Source organism: Nonomuraea salmonea, from assembly GCF_042428605.1.
Taxonomy (GTDB): Bacteria; Actinomycetota; Actinomycetes; order Streptosporangiales; family Streptosporangiaceae; genus Nonomuraea; species Nonomuraea salmonea.
This window is the reverse complement of record NZ_JBHMCF010000040.1, coordinates 220,250-239,327: the sequence shown is the minus strand read 5'-3', so window position 1 is coordinate 239,327 and position 19,078 is coordinate 220,250. Positions and strand designations below refer to the sequence as shown.

Genomic DNA, 19,078 nt, shown 5'->3' with positions numbered 1-19,078 from the left:
TGCTCAGAGCCCCGCCGAGGAGCGTTGCTCCTCGGCGCGGGCGTCGCGCCTGACCAGCAGGGCGCCCGCGACCAGCACCGCCGCCGTCAGGAGCACGGCCAGGGCGACGGCTATCTGGTACGACGCCAGGGAACCGTCGGCCCAGGCCCTGAAGGGCAGCGAGACGGCGGCGTAGACCAGCGGAGCCCCGAGCACGCCGGTCAGGACGGGCACCTTGCGCGGCCGTCCTGCGACCGCCAGCCCCAGGCAGACCGGGGCGCCCAGCACCGCTGCCAGAAGTCCGCCCGTGCCCATGAGCATCGAGACCTCCTGGTTCGCCGGCATCGACGCGTAGTCGAACCAGGGTGTGAGCGCCGCCGCGAACCCGGCGCAGGTGACGGCGGCGATGCCCAGATACGTACGCCCGTAGCGGCGCAGGCCAGCCCCCATGAAGCCGAACAGCGCGCACGCGGCCAGGGCCCAGGCCCAGACGAGTTCGCCGCGCAGCGGGACTTCAGGGGCCTCCTCGGGCAGGGAGACGCGGCGCCACGTCCCTGAGACGTCGCGGATCACGACCGAGTCGGGACCGCCGGCGACGACCACGATGTGGCCGCCGGGCCTGGCCTGCACGGCCAAGGTGGTGGGGAAGCCGGAGGGGTCGTCGTAGCGCCTGCTGAGGCGTTCGATGTCGTCCGACGACAGGCGCCAGGACGGCCGCCAGGTGCTGCCGCCGTCGTCCGACTGCTCGACGCCCTTGCGGTCCTCCGTCACGCGGTAACACCGGGTGGCCTGCTTCGGCACGCACTGGGCGGTCTGACCCTTCCTCTCCTTGTCCGCGGTGCTCTCCGACCATGTGCGGCCGCCGTCCTCCGAGGTCCACACGGTGTGCGGCCAGGTGTGGACGGCGATGCGGTCCTGGTCGTCCACCGTGACGGAGCCGACGTACGGGGTGGGCGGGGCCGCCGAGGTCGCGGTCACCGCGAGCACGGCCAGGGGCATCGTCACCGCGAACCGCCAGCGGGCGGCGGGCGGGCGGCGGAGGCTGTGGGCGCGTACCCACCAGGCGAGGGCGATGGCCGGCAGCGCCAGGAGGTCCGTAGGATCGGCCAGGACCCGCGACGGGCCCGCGAGGAAGGTCCAGGCATGGGAGGCGGCCTCCGCGCCCGTCTCCGTCGTTTTCACGGCCGCGAAGAGCACCCCGGTCACCACGACCGCCACCCCGTCACTCCCCACCCACGGCCCCCCGGACCGCACGAAGCGGGAAAGCCGGCGCAGCGGCCCGACCGAGGAGGGGTGGTGGCCGCTTCCGGAGAGGTGGGAGGGGCGCCGATCGGAGCGGACGCCCCTGGAGGACCGGGCTCCTCCAGGGAGCCGCCGCAGGAAGCGCCGCAGCCGCTCAGGGAGTCGTCGGTCGAGACCGTGGAGCAGGCGTTTCGTGAGGGCTGCTGCGGGGCGGGTCAGGAGGAGGGCGACGAGGGCGGGGGCCACGAGCAGGCCGGCCACGTCGCTGAGCTTGCCCGTCACGACGCCGGGAAAGGCCGCTTTGAGCAGGTGGTCGTTGACCAAGAGCACGAGCACCCCGGCAACCGTCACGGGGTGGCACAGCCACGCGTACCTCATACCCAGGTTGACCGCTCGGGGGACGGGGCGGTTCAAGGGTCATGTGAGTCGAGTCACAGCCGTGACCAATCCGACATCACACTCGACACAAGCAAAAGACCGGAGCCCGCTGGAAGCGAACTCCGGTCTGTCTCGCTGCTACAGGTCAGATGGCTCGGACCTGAGAGGCCTGCGGCCCCTTCTGGCCCTGCGTGATCTCGAACTCGACCCGCTGGCCGTCTTCAAGGCTGCGGTAGCCGTTGCCGACGATCTCGGAGAAGTGCACGAACACGTCCGGCGCACCGCCGTCCGGGGCGATGAAGCCGAAGCCCTTCTCGGCGTTGAACCACTTGACGGTTCCCTGAGCCATAAAAGCTCTCCCTCAGGATGTGAATCTATGGGACCCACACCTCGTGGGTCCCGGTGTGTCGTACAGCAAGCACCCGGGGTGGCTCAGACAAAGTCATGCTGGTTTTCACTACGGGATCAGCTAATACAACGCCATCACATCTAACACCATTCTGGAGCGTTGGTGTTCCCCTCCCAACGAAGATTTCTGTCAGGCGGCATCACCGGGCAAACTGGAACCTGTTATGCGCAGCCTTCCCGCACCGCGTCTAGTGGCCACCGACCTCGACGGCACCGCGTTGCGTACGGACGGAACCGTGTCTCCCCGCACGGTCGCCGCCTTCGGCAAAGTCGAGGAATCAGGGGCGGTCCTGGCCTTCGTGACCGGGCGTCCGCCCCGGTGGATGGGCGGGGTGGCCAGCGCGGTACGTCACCGTGGCCTGGCGATCTGCGCGAACGGAGCGCTGATCTACGATCTCCATACCGAACGGATAGTGGAATCTCACCTCATCGGCATCGAGGTGCTCGAGGAAGTCGTCGCTCAGCTAAGAGCGAACGTGCCCGAACTCGTATTTTCGGTCGAGTATGAAGCCGGTTTTGCGCATGAGTCAGATTTCCGGCTCGGCGGGTTGGACCGGGCACTCGGAGCAGCGCGTGTGGAATCGGTCACTTCCCGTCCATGCGCCAAGTTGCTCGCCCTGCATCCCCGCATGAACGCCGACGAGCTCCACGCGGCCGTGGACGAGCTGGTCGGCCATCTCGTGACCACCACCCACTCCAGCAGCAGAGGGCTGATCGAGATGAGCGCCCAGGGCGTGACCAAGGCCACCGCCCTGGCGGCGCTCGCGGAGCAGCTGGAGATCAAGCCATCGCAGACCATCGCATTCGGCGACATGCCCAACGACCTGCCCATGCTGAGCTGGGCAGGCACGTCGTACGCGGTCGCCAACGCGCACCCTCGCGTGCTGGCGGCGGTCGATCACGTGACCGCGACCAACGACCACGACGGTGTCGCGCAGGTGATCGAGAAGCTCTACGCCTGACGGCGGAGCCCCGCAGGCCCTGAGAAGGGCCTACAGGTAGGGGCCGGAACCGCCGGGCGGCCGCTGCCCCTCGTCACCCGGCACCCCTGGCAGCGCCCTGCGCATCTGCTCCAACTGGGCGCGGGCGGCCATCTGCTGCGCGAACAGCGTGGTCTGGATGCCATGGAACAAGCCCTCGAGCCAGCCGACCAGCTGGGCGTGCGCGATGCGCAGCTCGGCGTCACTCGGCGGCGTGCCGTTGTCGTCGGTGAACGGAAGCGAGAGCCGCTCCAGCTCATCGACCAGCTCGGGCGCGAGACCGTCTTCGAGCTCCTTGATGGAGGACTCGTGGATCTCCTTCAGCCGCTTGCGGCTGGCCTCGTCGAGGGGAGCCGCGCGCACCTCCTCGAGGAGCTGACGGATCATGCTGCCGATACGCATCACCTTGGCGGGCTGCTCGACCAGGTTGGTGACCGAGCGGTCGTCTTCGCCACCATCGCCCTGACCTTGGAAATCAGGGCCCACCACCACGACGTGGGGGGTGTTGTTGTCCTCAGCATTCATAACACTCACCGTACTAGCAGGATCTTGCCGACGTGCTCCCCCGAATCCAACATTCGGTGAGCTTCGGCGGCGTCGGCCATGGGCACCTCGGCGTACACGACCGGACGTACGGCACCCGCTCCGACCAGGGGCCACACGTTGTCGACCACGCTGCGCACGATGGCGCCCTTCTCGTCGACGGGCCGCGAGCGCAGTGTCGTGGCGTGCACCGAGGCGCGCTTGGCCAGCAGCATGCCCAGGTTGAGTTCGGCCTTGGTGCCGCCCTGCATGCCGATGACCACCAGCCGGCCGCCCGTCTTGAGGGAACGGACGTTCTTGTCCAGGTATTTCGCGCCCATGATGTCGAGGATGACGTCGGCCCGCACCTTGTCGGTGAAGTCCTCCTCGCGGTAGTTGATCACCTCGTCGGCGCCCAGCTCCCTGGCTCGGTCGGCCTTCTCGGCTGAGCCGACGGTGGTGACGACGTGGCTGCCGAGCGCCTTGGCGAGCTGGATCGCGAACGTGCCGATGCCGCTGGCCCCGCCGTGGATGAGCAGCGTCTCGCCCCTGCGCAGCCGCCCGACCATGAAGACGTTGGACCAGACCGTGCAGGCCACCTCGGGCAGCCCGGCGGCCTCGCGCAGCGACACCTGGGAGGGCACCGGCATGACCTGCTGCCAGGGCGCGGCTACGCGCTCGGCGTAACCGCCGCCGGCGAGCAGCGCGCACACCTCGTCACCCGGCTTGAACTGCTCGACGTCCGCCCCTACCTCGGCCACCACGCCCGAGACCTCGAGCCCCGGGTACGGCGACGAGCCCGGCGGCGGGTCGTAGAATCCCTGCCGCTGCAGCACGTCGGCGCGGTTGACCGCCGACGCCGTCACGTCGATCAGCACGTCTCCGCGCCCGACGTGGGGATCCGGCGCCTCGCGCCACTCCAGCACCTCTGGTCCGCCCGGTTCGACGATCTCAATGGCTCGCATGCGAACCACGGTAGCCGGGCAAAGAAGTTGTGGGTTGCCGGGCTGCGACCGAGCGGGTGGCGTTACCCTGCAATGTATTTGCTGCCCCTTTAGACCCACCCGAGGGGGAACACGGTGGCAAGACACGATCGAGAAGAATCTCTCGAGGAACAGCTCGCCTGGCTTGACGCGATCAAAGAGACGGAAGAGGCTCCCGTCTCCGTGAGCGCGCCGGCCGCCCCGGTCGACGAGCCGGTCGCGTCGCCGTACCCCAAAGACCCCTGGTCGCTCGTGCCGCAGCAGCACGAGACGCCGCCGCAGCCGCTGTTCAGGGCCGCGGTCGACTCCGCGTACGGCGGCCCGGCGGCGACCGATGAACGCCCGGCGAGCGACTCGGGCGAGTGGCCGGCCAGGTTCACGGCCGACGAGCCGCGGGCGAGCGCCGCGCCGAGCGTGGACGATCCGTTCCTCGCGCCGCTCAAGCCGCTGCCGCGGCCGGACGACACCGACACGTACGCGCTGCCCTTCACCCCGGCGGAGCCGGCCGGGAAGGCCGAGGAGAGCACCTGGCCGCCCGCGTCCGACTGGCCTGGGCCCGATGACACGGTCCGGGTAGAGCCGCCGCAGGACAAGCCCGCCGCGGAGGACGAGAGCGCCCGAGAGCCGGCCAAGGAGACCAAGGACTCCGGGGCAACCGACACCCGGCCGCGCACCGAGCCTCCGGCTCAGGCCGACGACACGGAGGAGCCGGCCCAGAAGAGGGCCGAGGAGCCGGAGGAGCAGCCGGCCGCGCGTGACGACCGTCCGAATTGGCCGCCCGACGTGTCCGAAACCCTGCCGCGCACCGAGCGCCCGCAGTGGGACGCCGCCGAGACGCCGGCCCCCGAGACCGAGGACGAGCGCCGGAGCGCGCCCGAAACCGACATCCCGCAGTGGGCCAAGGAGGGCTCGCAGTGGAGCCGCGAGCAGTCGGAGGGTCTCCCGCACTGGGACCGCCGCGAGGACGAGCAGCCCGCCGCCACCGAGCCGCCGGACCGGCCCACCAGCTGGGTCGACCCGCCGGAGAAGGCGCCGAGCTGGGGTAAGGCGGCCCAGGCGGACGAGACCCCGGCGGCCTGGACCCAGGACCCGGCCGCGAAGGACGAGGCCCCGAGCTGGGACCAGAAGGACAAGACGCCTGGCTGGGGCCAGGACCCGAAGGACAAGCCGTCGGGCTGGGGCCGCGACCAGACGGAAGAGGCTCCTCGCTGGGACCAGGAGGACGCTCCCCAGTGGGGCAGGGAGCAGCCGGAAGAGCGCCCCCAGTGGGTACGCGACCAGCCGGAGGACCGCCCTCAGTGGACCGAGCAGCCGGAGGAGCGCCCCCAGTGGGCCGAGCAGCCCGAGTGGCGCCCGGCCGAGCGGGACATCCCCCCGGTGCGCCCGCCGCGCCGCCCGGCCCCCGTGCCCGTATTCACGGCGCCGCCCAGGCCACCGGCGACCGGCAAGCCCACGGCCGAGAGCCTCGACCCGGAGTCCCTGCTACGCGGACGGCGTAACGCCCCCTCCAAGGGCTGGCGGCGCATCGTCTACAAGGCGTCGGGCGGCTGGATCAAGCCGGGCGAGCCCCCGGAGGTGCGCCGCCGCCGCGAGCTGGTGACCCGCGCCCGCACCCCGGTCACCGCGGGACACCACCGCGTCGCGGTGCTCAGCCTCAAGGGCGGAGTGGGCAAGACCACGACCACGGTCGGCCTCGGCGCGACGCTCGCGCAGGTGCGCGGCGACCGCGTGATCGCCGTCGACGCCAACCCCGACCGCGGCACGCTGTCGGACAAGCTGGAGCTGGAGACCTCGGCCACCGTACGCGACCTGCTGAACGAGCGTGACCAGGTCAAACGGTACGTCGACATCAGGGCGTTCACCTCGCAGGCCCCGTCGCGGCTGGAGGTGCTGGCCTCCGACCGCGACCCGTCGGTCTCCGAGGCGTTCAGCGGCGCCGACTACCAGGCCGTCTCCCAGGTGCTGGAGAACTTCTACTCGATCTGCATCACCGACTGCGGCACCGGCCTGCTGCACTCGGCGATGGGCGGCGTGCTGGGGCTCGCCGACCAGATCGTGCTGGTCAGCTCCCCGTCGGTGGACGGCGCCAGGGCGGCCTCGGCGACGCTCGACTGGCTGGAGGCCCACCACTACGGCGACCTGGTGAAGAACGCGACCGTGGTGCTGTGCAGCGTGCGGCCCAGGTCGAAGTCGGCGGTGGACATCAAGAAGCTGGAGGCCCATTTCGCCGCCAGGTGCCGCGCGGTGATCAGGGTGCCGTACGACCCGCATCTGGAGGAGGGCGCGGAGATCGACCTGGACCGGCTGCAGGAGCCGACCAGGGACGCCTATCTCCAGCTCGCCGCCAGCGTGGGCGACGGTTTCGCGGGGATCCGCGACTGAGCGGAGGGTGTGGGATTCGAACCCACGAGGCCATCGCTGACCTGGCCGCTTTCAAGGCGGCTGCACTCGTCCACTATGCGAACCCTCCTGTGCGGAAACCACGATAGCGGCTGTGGTGACAGGGGTGTACGTTCAGGTGGTGGCGGATCTCGACGTCGAGGTGCAGCGCGGCTCCCGCGACGCGCTCGTACGGCTGAGCGGTGACCTCGACAAGCTCACCGCGCCACTGCTCAAGGACACCCTGGTCGCGTTGTTCACCGAAGGCAGGGTGCAGGTGGTGATCGACGCCGGGCGGCTCGAGTTCTGCGACTCCAGCGGGTTGTGGGTGCTGGTGGAGCACCGGCGCAGGGTCGCCGCGCAGGCCGGGTCGCTGGGCATCGTGGGCGTCCACGGGGTCCTGCACCGGGTGCTCGACGTGACGGGGCTCAGGGCCGCCTTCGACCGGGTGGACCTACGCGGGCAGTTGTGAGAGCAGCCACTTGGGGCCGACGGTCTCGGCGCCCAGCTTCGCCACGCGTTCGCGCAGGCCACGATCCGCCGTGACGACGAGCAGGCGTTCCCAGACCCTGGCCCGGCGTACGACGTCCACGATCGCGTCGTCGCCGCTCCCCATGGCCGCGACCACCTGGATGCCGGGCACCTCGGGCGCGCTGCGTGCGGCGCCCTCCACGACGGCCACCATGCGCGGATACCACTGCGCCAGCACCGGATGGCTCAGCCGCAGCCTTGAGACGGCCTCCAGCAGCCGGGTGGCGGCGCCCAGGCGGTCGTTCCACCAGCCCCGCTCGGCCCGCGCGCCGACGATGTTGGCGACGTCGAGCACGAGAGTCTCGGGCTGGAGCGCGCCGCTGATGTCGTCCCAGGTGGCGGCGAAGCCCGGGTGCAGCTCGCGCTGGGGCACCTCGGGCAGGGCCAGCCAGCGCATCTCGTCGCTCTCCGAGTTGGCCGGCGCGGCGGCGATCAGCTCGGGCGACTCGGCGATGACGGTCTCGAACGCCCACCCGCCGTGGTCGTCGCGGTAGACGCCCTGGACGCGGAGCGCCTCCGCCCCCAGCGCGGCCTCCTCGTGGGCCTCGCGCAGCGCGCTGGTGACGGCGTCCTCATGGCTGTCGCGGGCGCCGCCGGGCAACCCCCAGGTGCCGCCGTGGTGGCAGCGCAGCGAGCGCTTCTGCAGGAGCACGTACGGGATGCCGCGATCGTCGTGGTGCACGACCAGGAGCCCGGACGCGCCGTGGACGCCCCAGTGCCGATGGCCTTGGGCGCATTCGGTCCAGCCGTCGCCGTCCTTCGCCGTCATGAGGGAATCCTCTCAGCCTCCGCCCTTGGAGAAGTGCTGGTAGTCCTTGGCGCCTGACCAGTAGCCACCCCACTCCCAGCCGACCTGGGCGAAGGTCTTGACGACCCGGTCGCCGGGATTAATCACACCTTTACCCTTCATTGGGCGCTTGGTGAACTTCTTCGCGTTGCGGTGGGCGGTGCCGCCGCTCGCGGTGACGTACGGGTTCTCCAGCGGGTTGACGTCGATGGCCTCGCCGTACGCGTGGTTCGACCAGTTGCTGGACCCCGTGGCCCGGCGGCAGTTGAAGGCCGAGGTGTTGTCGGCGTCGATCGAGTCGTAGTCGTCGGCCTTGTACGCGTCGACCAGCTTCATCTGCCTGATCGGCCAGCGGCGGTCGTACAGCTTCTTGAAGACCGTCTCGATGTCGTCGGTCACCGTCTTGCGCACGACCAGCTCACCGGTGTGCGGCTTGCCGTCGAACCCCCAGTACGACAGCGTCACCAGCCGCAGGTCGCGGTAGTGAACGGGGCACCCGGGGCGCCAGGAGTAGGGCAGGCGGTCGCGGGAGACGCGCGAGACCTTCGAGGTGAACGCGGGCGGCGCCGTCGGGCTGGGCGTCGCTGCGGAACGCTCCGACGTCGGCTCGGCGGTGGCAGTTACGGTGGCGGGCTCTCGCGGCGGGTCGGCGGAGGCCGCGGGCTCCTCCGCGGCCGCACACGCGGCGGACGCGAGCACCACGAACGCGATGGCGGCAGCACGCTTCATCTCGCCACCATATGCGACGTCGGGCCAGGTCAGGGCACTACCAGCACAGTACGGCGAGCTCGTTTCGCCAGGCTGGCCGCCACCGACCGCCGCCACGAGGAGCGGGAGCGGCCCACCACGATGGCGTCCGCCATGTACGTGCTGGCCAGCGCCTCGAGCTCGCGGGCCGCGTCACCGCGCAGGCTGACGAACCGCCACGGCACCCCGGCCCCGCGCAGCTCCTCCCTGAGGTCCTGGGTCAGGTCGGCCGCCGCGTCGGGGATGATGGGCGACCCGGCGAAGAACCACAGCGTCGAGGTGTTGAGCGCCTCGACGAAGGCGATCAGCAGGGCCGCGTCGTCCCTGCGGGCGAGCCCGGCCGCGTACGCGAGCGCGTTGCGGCTCGGGCCCGATCCGTCGAAGCCCACGACGAGCAGGCCGACGCCGTCCTTGCCGATCTCGAACCGCCCTTCGGGGAGCCTGCCTGCCAGCGGCTCCCACTGCGGGTCCGTGCCACTGCCGAACACGGCATCGCCCGCGTCAGACGTCGGCGTGCCTGCCGCGGTGCGCCAGCTCGCGCAGCGCGTCGGCCGCGTAGATCACCAGGGCCACGAACGAGATCCCGGCGAGGGCGCCGCCCAGCCAGAGGTCGTTGACGGTCGCGTCGGCGTATTCGGCGCCGCGCGGCTGGTAGCCGACCGCGAACGGGGCCGCGATCAGCCACAGGCCGCCGAGGAACAGCAGCACCAGGGCGCCCACGCCCAGTTTGGCCTTCAACGGTTGTCCTCCACTCCGACCAGGGAAGCCTTGCCGTTCTGGCGGTGCTCGCCACCGCCCGTACGGGTGTTGAGGTCCTCACGCAGCGCCTCCACGAGCGGGGCCAGCAGGCTCGCCAGCTCGGCGGAGGTGGCCTGCGGCCCGGCGGGAGCGACCGGCACGGGCTCAGGCTCCGGCTCTGGCTCGCGGCGCGGCTTCGGCACGACCAGGCCGCGCACCACCAGGTCCTCGTGAATGGCCGCCACGAAGGCGATCGCGCCCACGACGCCCACGACGGCCACGCCGAGGCCGGTGAAGAACTCCGACTGGGTGGCGTTCGTCCAGTCGGCGTCCTCCGGCTGCGTGCCGAGGGCGAAGGGCGCGATCATCTGCCACAGCCCGGCCATGACGGCCAGGGCCGCGGCGACGGCACCCACGAACTTGCGAATCATTGTGTGATTCCTCCTGAGACGAGGTCCTTCTGCGGTGGCGTGGCCTGCGCGATCAGGGCGCGCGAGGTGGGCCGCAGCACGCTCTGCGCGACCGACCTGGCCCGTTCGCGTTCCGAGCGGCCGTCGGGTGGCGCCATGTCGGCGACCGCGGTGAGCAGTGCCGAGCGCTCACCGTTGGCTCGCTCGATGCGCTGGGCGATGAGCTCCAGCAGCAGGCCCGCCAGGACGAGGTCGTCCTTGCTGAGCGGTTGAGGGGTGGGTGCCGCGGGCGCGGCCGAGCCGCGCAGCGGCAGCTCCTTGAGGAAGATCGTGGCGACGAAGCCGAGCAGCGCGATCGGCACGCCCACGATGAACACCGTCTCCAGGCCCCGCGTGAACGACTCCAGCACGATGTTCTTGACCGGCCCTGGAAGGTGCTGGATGGCCTCGGGGCTGCCGAGCTTGACGTCACCGCCGCCGGGGAGCTTGATGCCGGCCGCCGCCAGCATCGCGGCCATCTCGTCCTTGAGCCGGCCGGTGAGGATCGCGCCGAACGCGGCCACGCCGACGGCGCCGCCCAGGGAGCGGAAGAACGACACGCCTGACGTGGTCGAGGCCATGTCACGCAGCTCGGAGCCGTTCTGCGCGGCCAGGATGAGCATCTGCATGGACAGGCCGAGGCCGGTGCCCAGGACCGCGACGTCGAAGCCGATGAGCCACTCGCTGGAGTCGACGTGCAGCCTGGACAGCAGGAACAGCCCGATGGCCACGATGAGCAGGCCCGCCACGGGGAAGATCTTCCACCGCCCGGTCTGGGTGACGATCTTCCCGGAGATGACGCCGGCCAGGAACAGCGCTATGACCATCGGCAGCGTCATCAGGCCCGAGTTGGTCGGGCTGAGCCCCTTGACGATCTGCAGGTACTGCGGCAGGTAGATCATCGCGCCGAACATCGCCATGCCGACGAACAGCGAGGCGAGGCTGGTGAGCACGAACGTCCTGTTGCGGAACAGCCGCGGCGGCAGGATCGGGTTGCGCGCGGTCCGCTCCGAGAGCACGGCCAGCGCCAGCATGAGCAGCGCGGTGGCGGCGAGCACGTACGTCCAGGGCGAGTTCCACTCGAACTCGTTGCCCCCGAGGGTCAGCAACAGCATCAGCGCGCTCGCGCTGGCCGTGATCGTCGTGGCGCCCCAGATGTCGATCGAGGTCTTCCGCTTGATCCGCGGCAGCTTGAGCACCTTCTGGATGACGAAGAACGACACCAGGGCGAACGGCACGACCACGTAGAAGCACCAGCGCCAGCCCAGCCACTCGGTGTCCACGATGAACCCGCCCAGCAACGGCCCCGCGACCGTCGAGATGCCGAAGACGGCGCCCATGTAGCCGGAGTAGCGGCCACGCTCGCGCGGCGAGACGATGTCCCCCAGGATCACCTGCGACAGAGCCGACAGACCACCGACACCCAGGCCCTGGATGGCACGCGCGGCGATGAGCTGCCCCATGTTCTGCGACATGCCGGCCACCGCCGAGGCCGCCACGAACAGCACCAGAGCACTCTGGAAGAGCAGCTTGCGCCCGAAGACGTCGGACAGCTTGCCCCACAACGGCGTCGAGACCGTCATCGTCAGCATGGTCGCGCTGGCGACCCATGAGTACTGGTCCTGACCGCCTAGTTCCCCCACGATCGTCGGCAGCGCGGTGCCCACCACGGAAGTCGAGATCATCGAGGTCAGCATGGCGAGCATGAGCCCGGACAGAACCTCGAGGATCTCGCGGTGGGTGTAGTGCCGCTTCGCGGGGGACGCGGCCGGTGCGTGCGCTACCAAGACAACACCACATCCCCTTCGTTCATTTTTGTCCTCGACGAGTATACGTCCGTTTACTAGCCGCGCGGTAAGTGGGTGACCGCCGAGTAGAGTGCGGGCATGAGTCCCCAGGTGACTGAGGCCAGGCCGCGCGACCGCGAGGCCACCCGGGAGCGGATCCTCCAGGCAGCCCGCGCGCTCTTCGGCGAGCAGGGCTACGAGCAGGTGACCGTACGCATGATCGCGGCGGCGGCCGAGGCCAACATCGCGCTGGTCGGCCGCTACTTCGGATCCAAGGCCGGCCTGTTCGGCGCCGTGCTGCAGGGCGAGCCGAGGTTCGGCGCCCTGTACGAGGGCGACGCCGAGGACCTGCCCAGGCGGCTGGCCGAGTACGCCGCCGAGCGCATGCACCAGCCGCCGGACAGCCCCATCCTGCGCACACTCGAACGCTCGGCCATGCACCCCGAGGTGCACGCCGTGGCCAGGGAGCGGCTGATCACGGCGGTGCTGGAGCCGCTGGTCGCCCGGCTTGAGGGGCCCGACGCCCGCGCGCGGGCCCGCATGGCCACCGCGGTCCTGCTCGGCATCGGCGCGACGCGCCGCCGCCTCGGCCCCCAGCAGCCCACGCCGGAGGACGTCGACCGGCTCACCGCCGTCTTCGAGGCGTGCCTGGCCGGCTGAAAGTTTCACCGCCCGCACCCGCTCCGACCTGCGGCGCAGGGTTCGGGAGCGATCCGATGTCTTTGTCATGTACGGGGGCGCTTTCTACGATCCACGGAAGCCCGTGGGAGCGCTCCCACATGACGGACGGAGATCGTTCATGTCTCGCAGAAGGCCCGTGTTGGCGGTGCTCCTCACAGCGGCCGCCATGGCCGCGGCGGGGGCGGTCGTCGTCGCCGCCTCGTCGTCCACCGCCCAGGCCGCCGACTCCGCTTTCTACGTCGATCCCCAGACCAACGCCGCCAAGTGGGTGGCGGCCAACCCGGGCGACAGCCGGGCGGCGGTGATCAGGGACCGGATCGCGGCCGTGCCGCAGGGCCGCTGGTTCGCCACCTACAACCCGAGCACCGTACGCAGCCAGGTGGACGCGTACGTCGGCGCCGCCGCAGCGGCCGGCAAGATCCCGATCATGGCCGTGTACGCCATGCCCAACCGCGACTGCGGAGGCCCCAGCGCGGGCGGCGCCCCCGACCACGCCTCCTACCGCGCCTGGATCGACCAGATCGCCGCCGGGCTCGGCGGCCGGCCGGCCACGATCGTGCTGGAGCCCGACGCCCTGGCCATCATGACCAACTGCATGAACGGCTCGGAGCAGGCCGAGGTCAAGGCGTCCATGGCCTACGCCGGCAAGCGGCTCAAGGGCACGTCGTCGCAGGTCAAGGTGTACTTCGACATCGGCCACGACGCCTGGCTGTCCGCCTCGGAGGCCGCCTCCCGGCTCAACGGCGCCGACGTCGCCAACAGCGCCGACGGCATCGCGGTCAACACCTCCAACTACCGCTCGACGCCTGGGCTGGTGTCGTACGCGAAGAGCATCATCGCGGCGACCGGCGTCTCCAGGCTGAAGGCGGTCATCGACACCAGCCGCAACGGCAACGGCCCGGCCGGCAGCGAGTGGTGCGACCCGGGCGGCCGCGCCACCGGCATCTGGAGCACCACGGAGACCGGCGACTCCGCGATCGACGCCTACCTCTGGGTCAAGCCGCCCGGCGAGGCCGACGGGTGCATCGCGCAGGCCGGGCAGTTCGTGCCGCAGCGGGCGTACGACCTGGCCATGGCCGCGCCCGAGCCCACGGTCTCACCCACCGTCACGGTCTCGCCCACCGTCTCGCCCACCGTCACGCCGACGACCGGGCCCGAGGGGTGCTCGGCGACGTTCAAGGCGATCAGCCAGTGGTCGGGCGGCATGCAGGGCGAGGTCACCGTCACCAACACCGGCGGCGCGGCCACCAGCGGCTGGCGGGTCGGCTGGACGCTGCCCTCCGGACAGACGATCTCCCAGCTGTGGAACGGCGACCTGTCCGTCAGCGGCGGCTCGGTCACCGTCACCAACCTGAACTGGAACGGCAACATCGCCCCTGGCGCGACGACCACGTTCGGATTCATCGCGAGCGGCGGGTCCGGCGGCCCGTCCGGGCTCACCTGCGCCACCTCCTAGCGCTCACGCGCACCCGGCCGAGCCCCCGCCCGACGCCTGCGGGGGCTCGGCCCCATGAAATAACCGGGCAGGCGCCGCTGTTGACCACCACCAGGTCACCCCGCTCTGCGAAAGGCGCTCACTCATGGCTCTGCCGCTGTCCATCCTCGATCTGGCGCACATCGGCGAGGGCGAGACGGCCGCCGACAGCTTCGCCGCCAGCGTGACCCTCGCCCAGCGCGCTGAGGAGCTGGGCTACCAGCGCATCTGGTACGCCGAGCACCACAACATGGACAGCATCGCCTCCTCCGCCACGAGCGTGCTGATCGCCCACATCGCCGCCCACACCCGGACGATCCGCCTCGGCGCGGGCGGCGTCATGCTGCCCAACCACTCACCGCTGACCATCGCCGAACAGTTCGGCACCCTGGAGACGCTCCACCCCGGCCGCATCGACCTCGGTCTCGGCCGCGCGCCCGGCAGCGACCAGCAGACCATGCGCGCCCTGCGCCGCACGCCCTCGTCGGCCGACTCGTTCCCGCAGGACGTGCTGGAGCTGCAGGGCTACCTCACCGGCGAGACCCGCATCCAAGGCGTGCACGCCACCCCCGGCAGGGGCACCGACGTGCCGCTCTACATCCTCGGGTCCTCGCTGTTCGGCGCGCAGCTCGCCGCCGCGCTCGGCCTGCCGTACGCGTTCGCCTCCCACTTCGCGCCCGCCGCCCTGGAAGAGGCCGTCGCCCTCTACCGGCGCGACTTCAAGCCGTCGGCCCAGCTCGACCGGCCCCACGTGATCGCCGCGCTCAACGTCATCGCCGCCGACACCACCGAGGAGGCCGAGGAGCAGTTCCTGGCCTCCAAGCGGCTGCGGGTCACCCGGTTCCTCGGGCGCGGGCGCACGTTCACGGACGAAGAGGCCGACATGATCCTCGACTCCCCGGCGGGCCGGCAGCTCGTGCAGATGGCCAAATACTCGGCCGTCGGCGACCCGGCCGAGGTCAAGGCGTATGTCGACCGTTTCGCCGAGCACGCTCAGGCCGACGAGCTGATCGTGGCCTTCTCCGCGGTCGACAGGAAGGCGTGGCTGCGCTCGGCCGAGCTGCTCGCCGAGGTCCACGCCTCTTAAGGCCGGTAGGCGGGGTGGCGGGCGACCGCGCCGGGCCGCCGCGGCGTCCCGCCGCCTGCCAGGGCCCGTACGAGCCGGTCACGCACGGCACTCAGCTCGGCGATCCGCTCGTCCAGGTCCGCCACCTTCCTGGTCACCGCCTCGACGCTGGGCGGACAGGCCGGCCCCAGCGCCACGTCGTCGCCCTCCAGGCAGGGCAGGAAGCCGCGGACGTCCTGGGCGGTGAAGCCGTTGGACAGCAGGAGCCGGATGTTGCGGACCGTCGACACCGCGCCGCGGTCGTAGTGGCGGTAGCCGTTGGAGGTCCGTCCCGGCCGCAGCAGGCCCTGCTGCTCGTAGTAGCGCAGTGCCCTGACGGTGACGCCGCTCGCCCGCGCCAGCTCCCCGATCAGCATCGCTCCAGCCTATGCCTGCTGCCCCGCCGCCACGGAAAGGCCGCCGTCCACCCGGATCACGGCCCCGGTGAGGTACGCGGCCTCGGGGCGCGCCACGTTCACGATCCACCACGCGATCTCGGCGGGCCGGGCGATGCGGCCGAGCGGGATGCGTCCGGTGAGCCCCGCGCCCGCGGCGGCGATCTGCTCCTCGGGTCTTCCGCGGTACGCCGATCGATGGCCCCGAGCGCGGCCGGCTGGGTGATCGCCGCGTTGTTGACCAGGACGTCGTCCGGCCCAGCCGCCCCATCGCCGCCTCCACGATGCGCTCGGGCCCGTCGGGCGCCGCACTGTCGGCGGCGAACAGGTGCGACTCGGCGTCAAAACGCCGCACGACATCGCACGGTTCGGTAGTGTGTTCGACGGTGGTGATGACCAAGCCACTGGACGAACGATCGGAAACATCCTCGCCGCCGGGCTGGCGGAGAGGTGAAACGCCTGTGGAGCTGGTGTAAGACCTCAACGAGAGTTTCTTTCTCGGGCGGGCGACCGGCTGTGAAGCAGGAAGCCTCACGGGCGACCGTGGGAATCCCCCTCGTTCACGAGGTGGAGGATGTCAAGAACGTCCTCTCGTAGGTGAGTGGACGTGAAGCTGAACGTTGACCCGGGCGTCAGGGTCAAACCGCGGCCTGACGCCCGGGTGCGATTCCGCTAGTCGGCCACCAGGCGGGCGCGGCGGCCCTCGTGCTCGCGCTGGCGGCGCACCACGTACGTGCCGGGCGCGCAGCCCGAGCCGCCGTGCTCCGGATGCAGCAGATAGACCGGGGCCGAGGCGGAGAACACGCCGATCGCCAGGCCGTCGGCGTCCGAGACGTTCACCGTCCAGCGGCAGGTGCCCGGCTCGGCGACCAGCGTGTGCGGGTTGCCGCCCGCCGCGCCGCGCAGCAGCTCGACGCCCTCAGGGGGCACGGCCTGCCAGCGGGGGTCGTCGCGGATCTGCACCGACGCCGCCACCAGCCGCAGCGGCACCACGATGAGGTCGCCCTGGGCCTGCGGGCCGTCGAGCACGGGGATCTGGATCGACTGCTCCAGGTGGTCGAGCACGGTCAGGCCGGTCTGCCGGGCCAGCGTGGCCAGCGTCACTGTCATGAGCATCACCTCAGGTTCTGCGTAGGAGTTGGGCGTACTGCTCGCCGGACAGCCCGTACGTCCAGCCGGCGGCGGCGAGCGGATCGTCGAAGTAGCCGGGCACGGTGAGGCCGTACTGCCTGCGGCGGCCGTCGCGCTCGACCGAGCCGTTGACCGCGAGCAGCACCCGCGTGTCCCGGCGCATGTCGTAGAGGCGCAGCTCCGTGCCCGCGTTGCCGGGGTCGGGGGCGGTGGCGACCAGCCGCAGCTCGGCCCGCGCGATGTAGGCGGGCCAGCCGAGGCGTTCGATCGCGCAGCGCCTGACCTCGACGTTGGGCTCGGCGGAGATGCGCTCGGGGGTGGGGTCGTGGATCACCCAGGACGGGATCCTGGTGCCGTGCCAGGCGTAGGTGGCCCAGCCGTCGGCGTACCGTGCCGATGGGCCGTCCGCGTGGTGCGGGCGCTGCTCGCCGGTCGCCGTCCACGTCTCCGTGTGCAGCTCGGCGGGGCGTTCCGACATCACGCACACGTGCTCGGACGGCCACCACCAGTGGCACGCCGTGGCCACGGCCGTCCACATGTTCACCTGGCGTGCCAGCTCGGCGGGCAGCTCCACGCCGGCGATCCGGCGCAGCGCGTCGCAGTGGGCGATCCAGGAGACGCACACCGTGCGGTACCAGGTCTGGTGCCGCGACGCCTCGTTGTGCGCGAGCTCGACGGGCGGCAGCAGGCAGCGGCCGGCCGTGTTGAGGAGTGGCTGGTGCACCTCGCGGCGCAGCAGCACGTCGACCGGGCGTTGCGCCGGGCGTACGCGGGCGTGCACCGCTCCGTACACGCGGTGGCGCAGCGTCGCGAACCTGGCCGGCAGCGGCCACGCGTCCACTCGCTCGACGCTCTGCCCGGGCGGCAGCCCGGCTGGCACGGTCGCGAACGCGGCGGCAGGCGAGGTCACCCAGTGGAAACGGGGTGGGGACAGACCGATGAACCGGTAGAGATCGGAGACGGCGGCTTCTGCGGCCTTGCGGTCCGCGGGCCGCGTCGAGAGCGCGCGGCCCAGCCATCGGTCACGGAGTGAAGCAGCTTCCCGCTGCAGGATGTCGCTCACCGGGCGAGGGCGGAGGCGCCCTCCTTTCGCATGATCATGAAAGAAATGGTGACAGAAGGGGGCGCCCCATGTCCACCCGATCAGTCGGCCAGCCGGTGCTGGAGCTGGTAGGGGCCGGTCGTCTCCGAGGCGGGCGCGGGAGCCAGGCCCGCCGCGAGCAACTGGGCGCGCAACGCGATCACCGTACGTTCGAGCGCCCGGATCTGCGCCTGCAACCTGCGGATCTGGTCGCGCATCGCCGTGGACATGTCCTGCTCAGTAGTCAGGTCGGCGCTCACCTGCTCCGCCTGGCCCTGCATGCGGGCGAGCTGCCGCTCCAGCTGGCTCAGCGCGTCCTCGTAGATGGTCTTGGCCCTGGTGTACGCCTCGGCGTCCACCTTGGAACGCTCCAGCTCCGCTTGCCGCTCCACCTGCAGCAGTGCCGCCTCGTGGGTCTTCCTGTTGGCGTCGGTGGCCGATCGGAAGGCGAGGTACGCCACGCCCAGCGGGACGACCCCGACCGCGATCTGAATGAGGACCTCAGTCAGACTCGACATCGCCGGCTCCTCCCACGAGCCTGATCACACCGGTGTAGCCGACGCCGTCGTCGCCCCGCCAGGTGTTCACCGTCAACGCGATGGGGATCTCGCTGCCGTCGCGGCGCAGCCCCATCAGCCGGATGATCCGCCCGGACAGCACCGATTCGCCCGACGACCGCACCCTGGTCAGCCCCGCCAGGTGCCCCTCGCGCAGCCGGGGCGGGATCAGGATCGTCAGCGGCCGGCCCACCGCCTCCTCCGTGCTCCACCCGAACAGCGCCGCCGCCTGCGGGTTCCACGACTGGATGACGCCGCCCCCGTCCGCCACGACGATGGCCGGCCCGCCCCGGCACCCCGACGTCAGCCGGTGCACTGTGGCCGCCTCCGGCCAGGTGGCGATCAGCGCGATCCAGCCGCCGAACGCCAGCCACACCGCCCCGGCCACCCAGCCGCGCGGATTGTCGCCGGTGAACGTGGAGATCAGGTGTACCAGGCCGTACAGCAGGAGCAGCGCGGTGGCCACCGCGAACGCGACCCTGTCGGAGCGCAGGAACATCTGCACCAGACAGAGCACGCCCGTCAGGCACCAGGCCAGCGCCCACACCGGTATCGGGGCGATCGTGGTGAGCATCGCCTGACCGGCGGCGGCCCGCTCGCCGCCCTGCCTGAACGCGAGCGACGCGGCGACGGCCAGGCACAGCAGGCCCACGAACGCCAGCGACGCGCCGCGCCGGCCGATACGGCGCAGGACGCGTGCGGACAGGGCCGCGGCGACGGAGTCTCCGTTACTCACGGTCGTCA

General features: G+C 71.2%; 22 protein-coding genes and 1 tRNA gene. 6 read left to right on the top strand and 17 right to left on the bottom strand.

Annotated elements, in window-relative coordinates; genetic code table 11:
- Nucleotides 1–3 precede the first annotated feature (3 nt).
- Nucleotides 4–1,557: a beta propeller repeat protein gene (locus tag ACFFR3_RS36145; protein WP_379484604.1), complete on the bottom strand. Its 1,554-nt coding sequence runs from the start codon at nt 1,555–1,557 to the stop codon at nt 4–6.
- 187 nt (nt 1,558–1,744) lie between these two features.
- Nucleotides 1,745–1,948 (bottom strand): cold-shock protein, encoded by a 204-nt coding sequence (locus ACFFR3_RS36140; protein WP_043619750.1) that lies wholly within the window; start codon nt 1,946–1,948, stop codon nt 1,745–1,747.
- Nucleotides 1,949–2,171: 223 nt separating this feature from the next.
- On the opposite strand from ACFFR3_RS36140, the gene ACFFR3_RS36135 reads away from it, so the two are divergent.
- Entirely contained in the window at nt 2,172–2,969 is a 798-nt protein-coding gene (locus ACFFR3_RS36135) for a Cof-type HAD-IIB family hydrolase (RefSeq protein WP_379484603.1), read from the top strand.
- 30 nt (nt 2,970–2,999) lie between these two features.
- On the opposite strand, the gene ACFFR3_RS36130 is transcribed toward ACFFR3_RS36135, so the two are convergent.
- Nucleotides 3,000–3,512, bottom strand: a complete 513-nt coding sequence (locus ACFFR3_RS36130) for a bacterial proteasome activator family protein (protein WP_364368456.1) — start codon at nt 3,510–3,512, stop codon at nt 3,000–3,002.
- A 5-nt stretch (nt 3,513–3,517) separates the two neighbouring features.
- The gene (locus tag ACFFR3_RS36125) at nt 3,518–4,474 is read right to left on the bottom strand and encodes an NAD(P)H-quinone oxidoreductase (protein ID WP_345393538.1); all 957 of its coding nucleotides are present in this window, start codon (nt 4,472–4,474) and stop codon (nt 3,518–3,520) included.
- A gap of 114 nt (nt 4,475–4,588) precedes the next feature.
- Between ACFFR3_RS36125 and ACFFR3_RS36120 the strand changes: the two genes are divergently transcribed.
- Nucleotides 4,589–6,874, top strand: coding sequence for a MinD/ParA family ATP-binding protein (locus ACFFR3_RS36120; protein WP_379484602.1), 2,286 nt, complete (start codon nt 4,589–4,591; stop codon nt 6,872–6,874).
- A gap of 1 nt (nt 6,875) precedes the next feature.
- On the opposite strand, the gene ACFFR3_RS36115 is transcribed toward ACFFR3_RS36120, so the two are convergent.
- A tRNA-Ser gene (locus ACFFR3_RS36115) sits at nt 6,876–6,962 on the bottom strand.
- Between the two features lie 24 nt (nt 6,963–6,986).
- Here ACFFR3_RS36115 and ACFFR3_RS36110 point away from each other — a divergent pair.
- Nucleotides 6,987–7,343, top strand: a complete 357-nt coding sequence (locus ACFFR3_RS36110) for an STAS domain-containing protein (protein WP_364368450.1) — start codon at nt 6,987–6,989, stop codon at nt 7,341–7,343.
- On the opposite strand, the gene ACFFR3_RS36105 is transcribed toward ACFFR3_RS36110, so the two are convergent.
- Genes ACFFR3_RS36105 through ACFFR3_RS36080 form a run of 6 tightly spaced genes read right to left on the bottom strand, consistent with a single transcriptional unit; the run spans nt 7,326 to nt 11,910 of the window.
- Entirely contained in the window at nt 7,326–8,171 is an 846-nt protein-coding gene (locus tag ACFFR3_RS36105) for an NUDIX hydrolase (RefSeq protein WP_379484601.1), read from the bottom strand. The genes ACFFR3_RS36110 and ACFFR3_RS36105 overlap by 18 nt on opposite strands.
- Nucleotides 8,172–8,183: 12 nt before the next feature.
- Nucleotides 8,184–8,918 (bottom strand): M15 family metallopeptidase, encoded by a 735-nt coding sequence (locus ACFFR3_RS36100; protein ID WP_379484600.1) that lies wholly within the window; start codon nt 8,916–8,918, stop codon nt 8,184–8,186.
- A gap of 29 nt (nt 8,919–8,947) precedes the next feature.
- Nucleotides 8,948–9,424, bottom strand: coding sequence for a universal stress protein (locus ACFFR3_RS36095; RefSeq protein ID WP_345393553.1), 477 nt, complete (start codon nt 9,422–9,424; stop codon nt 8,948–8,950).
- Nucleotides 9,425–9,437: 13 nt separating this feature from the next.
- Nucleotides 9,438–9,674 (bottom strand): hypothetical protein, encoded by a 237-nt coding sequence (locus tag ACFFR3_RS36090; RefSeq protein ID WP_345393556.1) that lies wholly within the window; start codon nt 9,672–9,674, stop codon nt 9,438–9,440.
- Entirely contained in the window at nt 9,671–10,105 is a 435-nt protein-coding gene (locus tag ACFFR3_RS36085; protein ID WP_345393558.1) for a hypothetical protein, read from the bottom strand. Before ACFFR3_RS36085 ends, ACFFR3_RS36090 begins: the two co-directional genes overlap by 4 nt.
- Complete coding sequence (locus tag ACFFR3_RS36080; RefSeq protein ID WP_364368440.1) at nt 10,102–11,910, bottom strand: MDR family MFS transporter; 1,809 nt, start codon at nt 11,908–11,910, stop codon at nt 10,102–10,104. Before ACFFR3_RS36080 ends, ACFFR3_RS36085 begins: the two co-directional genes overlap by 4 nt.
- Nucleotides 11,911–12,009: 99 nt before the next feature.
- Between ACFFR3_RS36080 and ACFFR3_RS36075 the strand changes: the two genes are divergently transcribed.
- The 3 genes from ACFFR3_RS36075 to ACFFR3_RS36065 all read left to right on the top strand — a co-directional run bounded on the left by ACFFR3_RS36075 (nt 12,010) and on the right by ACFFR3_RS36065 (nt 15,152).
- Nucleotides 12,010–12,570 (top strand): TetR/AcrR family transcriptional regulator, encoded by a 561-nt coding sequence (locus ACFFR3_RS36075; RefSeq protein ID WP_364368437.1) that lies wholly within the window; start codon nt 12,010–12,012, stop codon nt 12,568–12,570.
- Nucleotides 12,571–12,709: 139 nt separating this feature from the next.
- On the top strand, nt 12,710–14,047 hold the full coding sequence (locus ACFFR3_RS36070) for a glycoside hydrolase family 6 protein (RefSeq protein WP_345393567.1): 1,338 nt from the start codon (nt 12,710–12,712) through the stop codon (nt 14,045–14,047).
- 124 nt (nt 14,048–14,171) lie between these two features.
- Nucleotides 14,172–15,152 carry an LLM class flavin-dependent oxidoreductase gene (locus ACFFR3_RS36065; protein ID WP_345393570.1) on the top strand — a complete coding sequence of 327 codons (981 nt, stop codon included), beginning with the start codon at nt 14,172–14,174 and terminating at the stop codon, nt 15,150–15,152.
- On the opposite strand, the gene ACFFR3_RS36060 is transcribed toward ACFFR3_RS36065, so the two are convergent.
- The 6 genes from ACFFR3_RS36060 to ACFFR3_RS36035 all read right to left on the bottom strand — a co-directional run bounded on the left by ACFFR3_RS36060 (nt 15,149) and on the right by ACFFR3_RS36035 (nt 19,070).
- Nucleotides 15,149–15,547 carry a MerR family transcriptional regulator gene (locus ACFFR3_RS36060; protein WP_345393573.1) on the bottom strand — a complete coding sequence of 133 codons (399 nt, stop codon included), beginning with the start codon at nt 15,545–15,547 and terminating at the stop codon, nt 15,149–15,151. The two genes, ACFFR3_RS36065 and ACFFR3_RS36060, sit on opposite strands and share 4 nt — an antisense overlap.
- 9 nt (nt 15,548–15,556) lie before the next feature.
- Nucleotides 15,557–15,925, bottom strand: a complete 369-nt coding sequence (locus ACFFR3_RS36055) for an SDR family oxidoreductase (protein ID WP_364368425.1) — start codon at nt 15,923–15,925, stop codon at nt 15,557–15,559.
- A gap of 312 nt (nt 15,926–16,237) precedes the next feature.
- Nucleotides 16,238–16,675 carry a DUF8820 family protein gene (locus tag ACFFR3_RS36050; protein ID WP_364368422.1) on the bottom strand — a complete coding sequence of 146 codons (438 nt, stop codon included), beginning with the start codon at nt 16,673–16,675 and terminating at the stop codon, nt 16,238–16,240.
- 10 nt (nt 16,676–16,685) lie between these two features.
- Nucleotides 16,686–17,759, bottom strand: a complete 1,074-nt coding sequence (locus ACFFR3_RS36045; protein WP_379484599.1) for a DUF6745 domain-containing protein — start codon at nt 17,757–17,759, stop codon at nt 16,686–16,688.
- An 80-nt stretch (nt 17,760–17,839) separates the two neighbouring features.
- Nucleotides 17,840–18,295, bottom strand: coding sequence for a hypothetical protein (locus ACFFR3_RS36040; protein WP_345393585.1), 456 nt, complete (start codon nt 18,293–18,295; stop codon nt 17,840–17,842).
- Complete coding sequence (locus ACFFR3_RS36035; protein WP_379484598.1) at nt 18,279–19,070, bottom strand: PAS domain S-box protein; 792 nt, start codon at nt 19,068–19,070, stop codon at nt 18,279–18,281. Before ACFFR3_RS36035 ends, ACFFR3_RS36040 begins: the two co-directional genes overlap by 17 nt.
- Nucleotides 19,071–19,078 lie beyond the last annotated feature (8 nt).

Excerpts from the sequence above, each read along its gene's own strand:
- ACFFR3_RS36140 (WP_043619750.1), bottom strand. The coding sequence starts at position 1,948 with ATGGCTCAGGGAACCGTCAAGTGGTTCAACGCCGAGAAGGGCTTCGGC.
- ACFFR3_RS36135 (WP_379484603.1), top strand. The coding sequence starts at position 2,172 with ATGCGCAGCCTTCCCGCACCGCGTCTAGTGGCCACCGACCTCGACGGC.
- ACFFR3_RS36130 (WP_364368456.1), bottom strand. The coding sequence starts at position 3,512 with ATGAATGCTGAGGACAACAACACCCCCCACGTCGTGGTGGTGGGCCCT.
- ACFFR3_RS36125 (WP_345393538.1), bottom strand. The coding sequence starts at position 4,474 with ATGCGAGCCATTGAGATCGTCGAACCGGGCGGACCAGAGGTGCTGGAG.
- ACFFR3_RS36105 (WP_379484601.1), bottom strand. The coding sequence starts at position 8,171 with ATGACGGCGAAGGACGGCGACGGCTGGACCGAATGCGCCCAAGGCCAT.
- ACFFR3_RS36100 (WP_379484600.1), bottom strand. The coding sequence starts at position 8,918 with ATGAAGCGTGCTGCCGCCATCGCGTTCGTGGTGCTCGCGTCCGCCGCG.
- ACFFR3_RS36085 (WP_345393558.1), bottom strand. The coding sequence starts at position 10,105 with ATGATTCGCAAGTTCGTGGGTGCCGTCGCCGCGGCCCTGGCCGTCATG.
- ACFFR3_RS36075 (WP_364368437.1), top strand. The coding sequence starts at position 12,010 with ATGAGTCCCCAGGTGACTGAGGCCAGGCCGCGCGACCGCGAGGCCACC.
- ACFFR3_RS36070 (WP_345393567.1), top strand. The coding sequence starts at position 12,710 with ATGTCTCGCAGAAGGCCCGTGTTGGCGGTGCTCCTCACAGCGGCCGCC.
- ACFFR3_RS36065 (WP_345393570.1), top strand. The coding sequence starts at position 14,172 with ATGGCTCTGCCGCTGTCCATCCTCGATCTGGCGCACATCGGCGAGGGC.
- ACFFR3_RS36060 (WP_345393573.1), bottom strand. The coding sequence starts at position 15,547 with ATGCTGATCGGGGAGCTGGCGCGGGCGAGCGGCGTCACCGTCAGGGCA.
- ACFFR3_RS36055 (WP_364368425.1), bottom strand. The coding sequence starts at position 15,925 with ATGTCGTGCGGCGTTTTGACGCCGAGTCGCACCTGTTCGCCGCCGACA.
- ACFFR3_RS36050 (WP_364368422.1), bottom strand. The coding sequence starts at position 16,675 with ATGACAGTGACGCTGGCCACGCTGGCCCGGCAGACCGGCCTGACCGTG.
- ACFFR3_RS36040 (WP_345393585.1), bottom strand. The coding sequence starts at position 18,295 with ATGTCGAGTCTGACTGAGGTCCTCATTCAGATCGCGGTCGGGGTCGTC.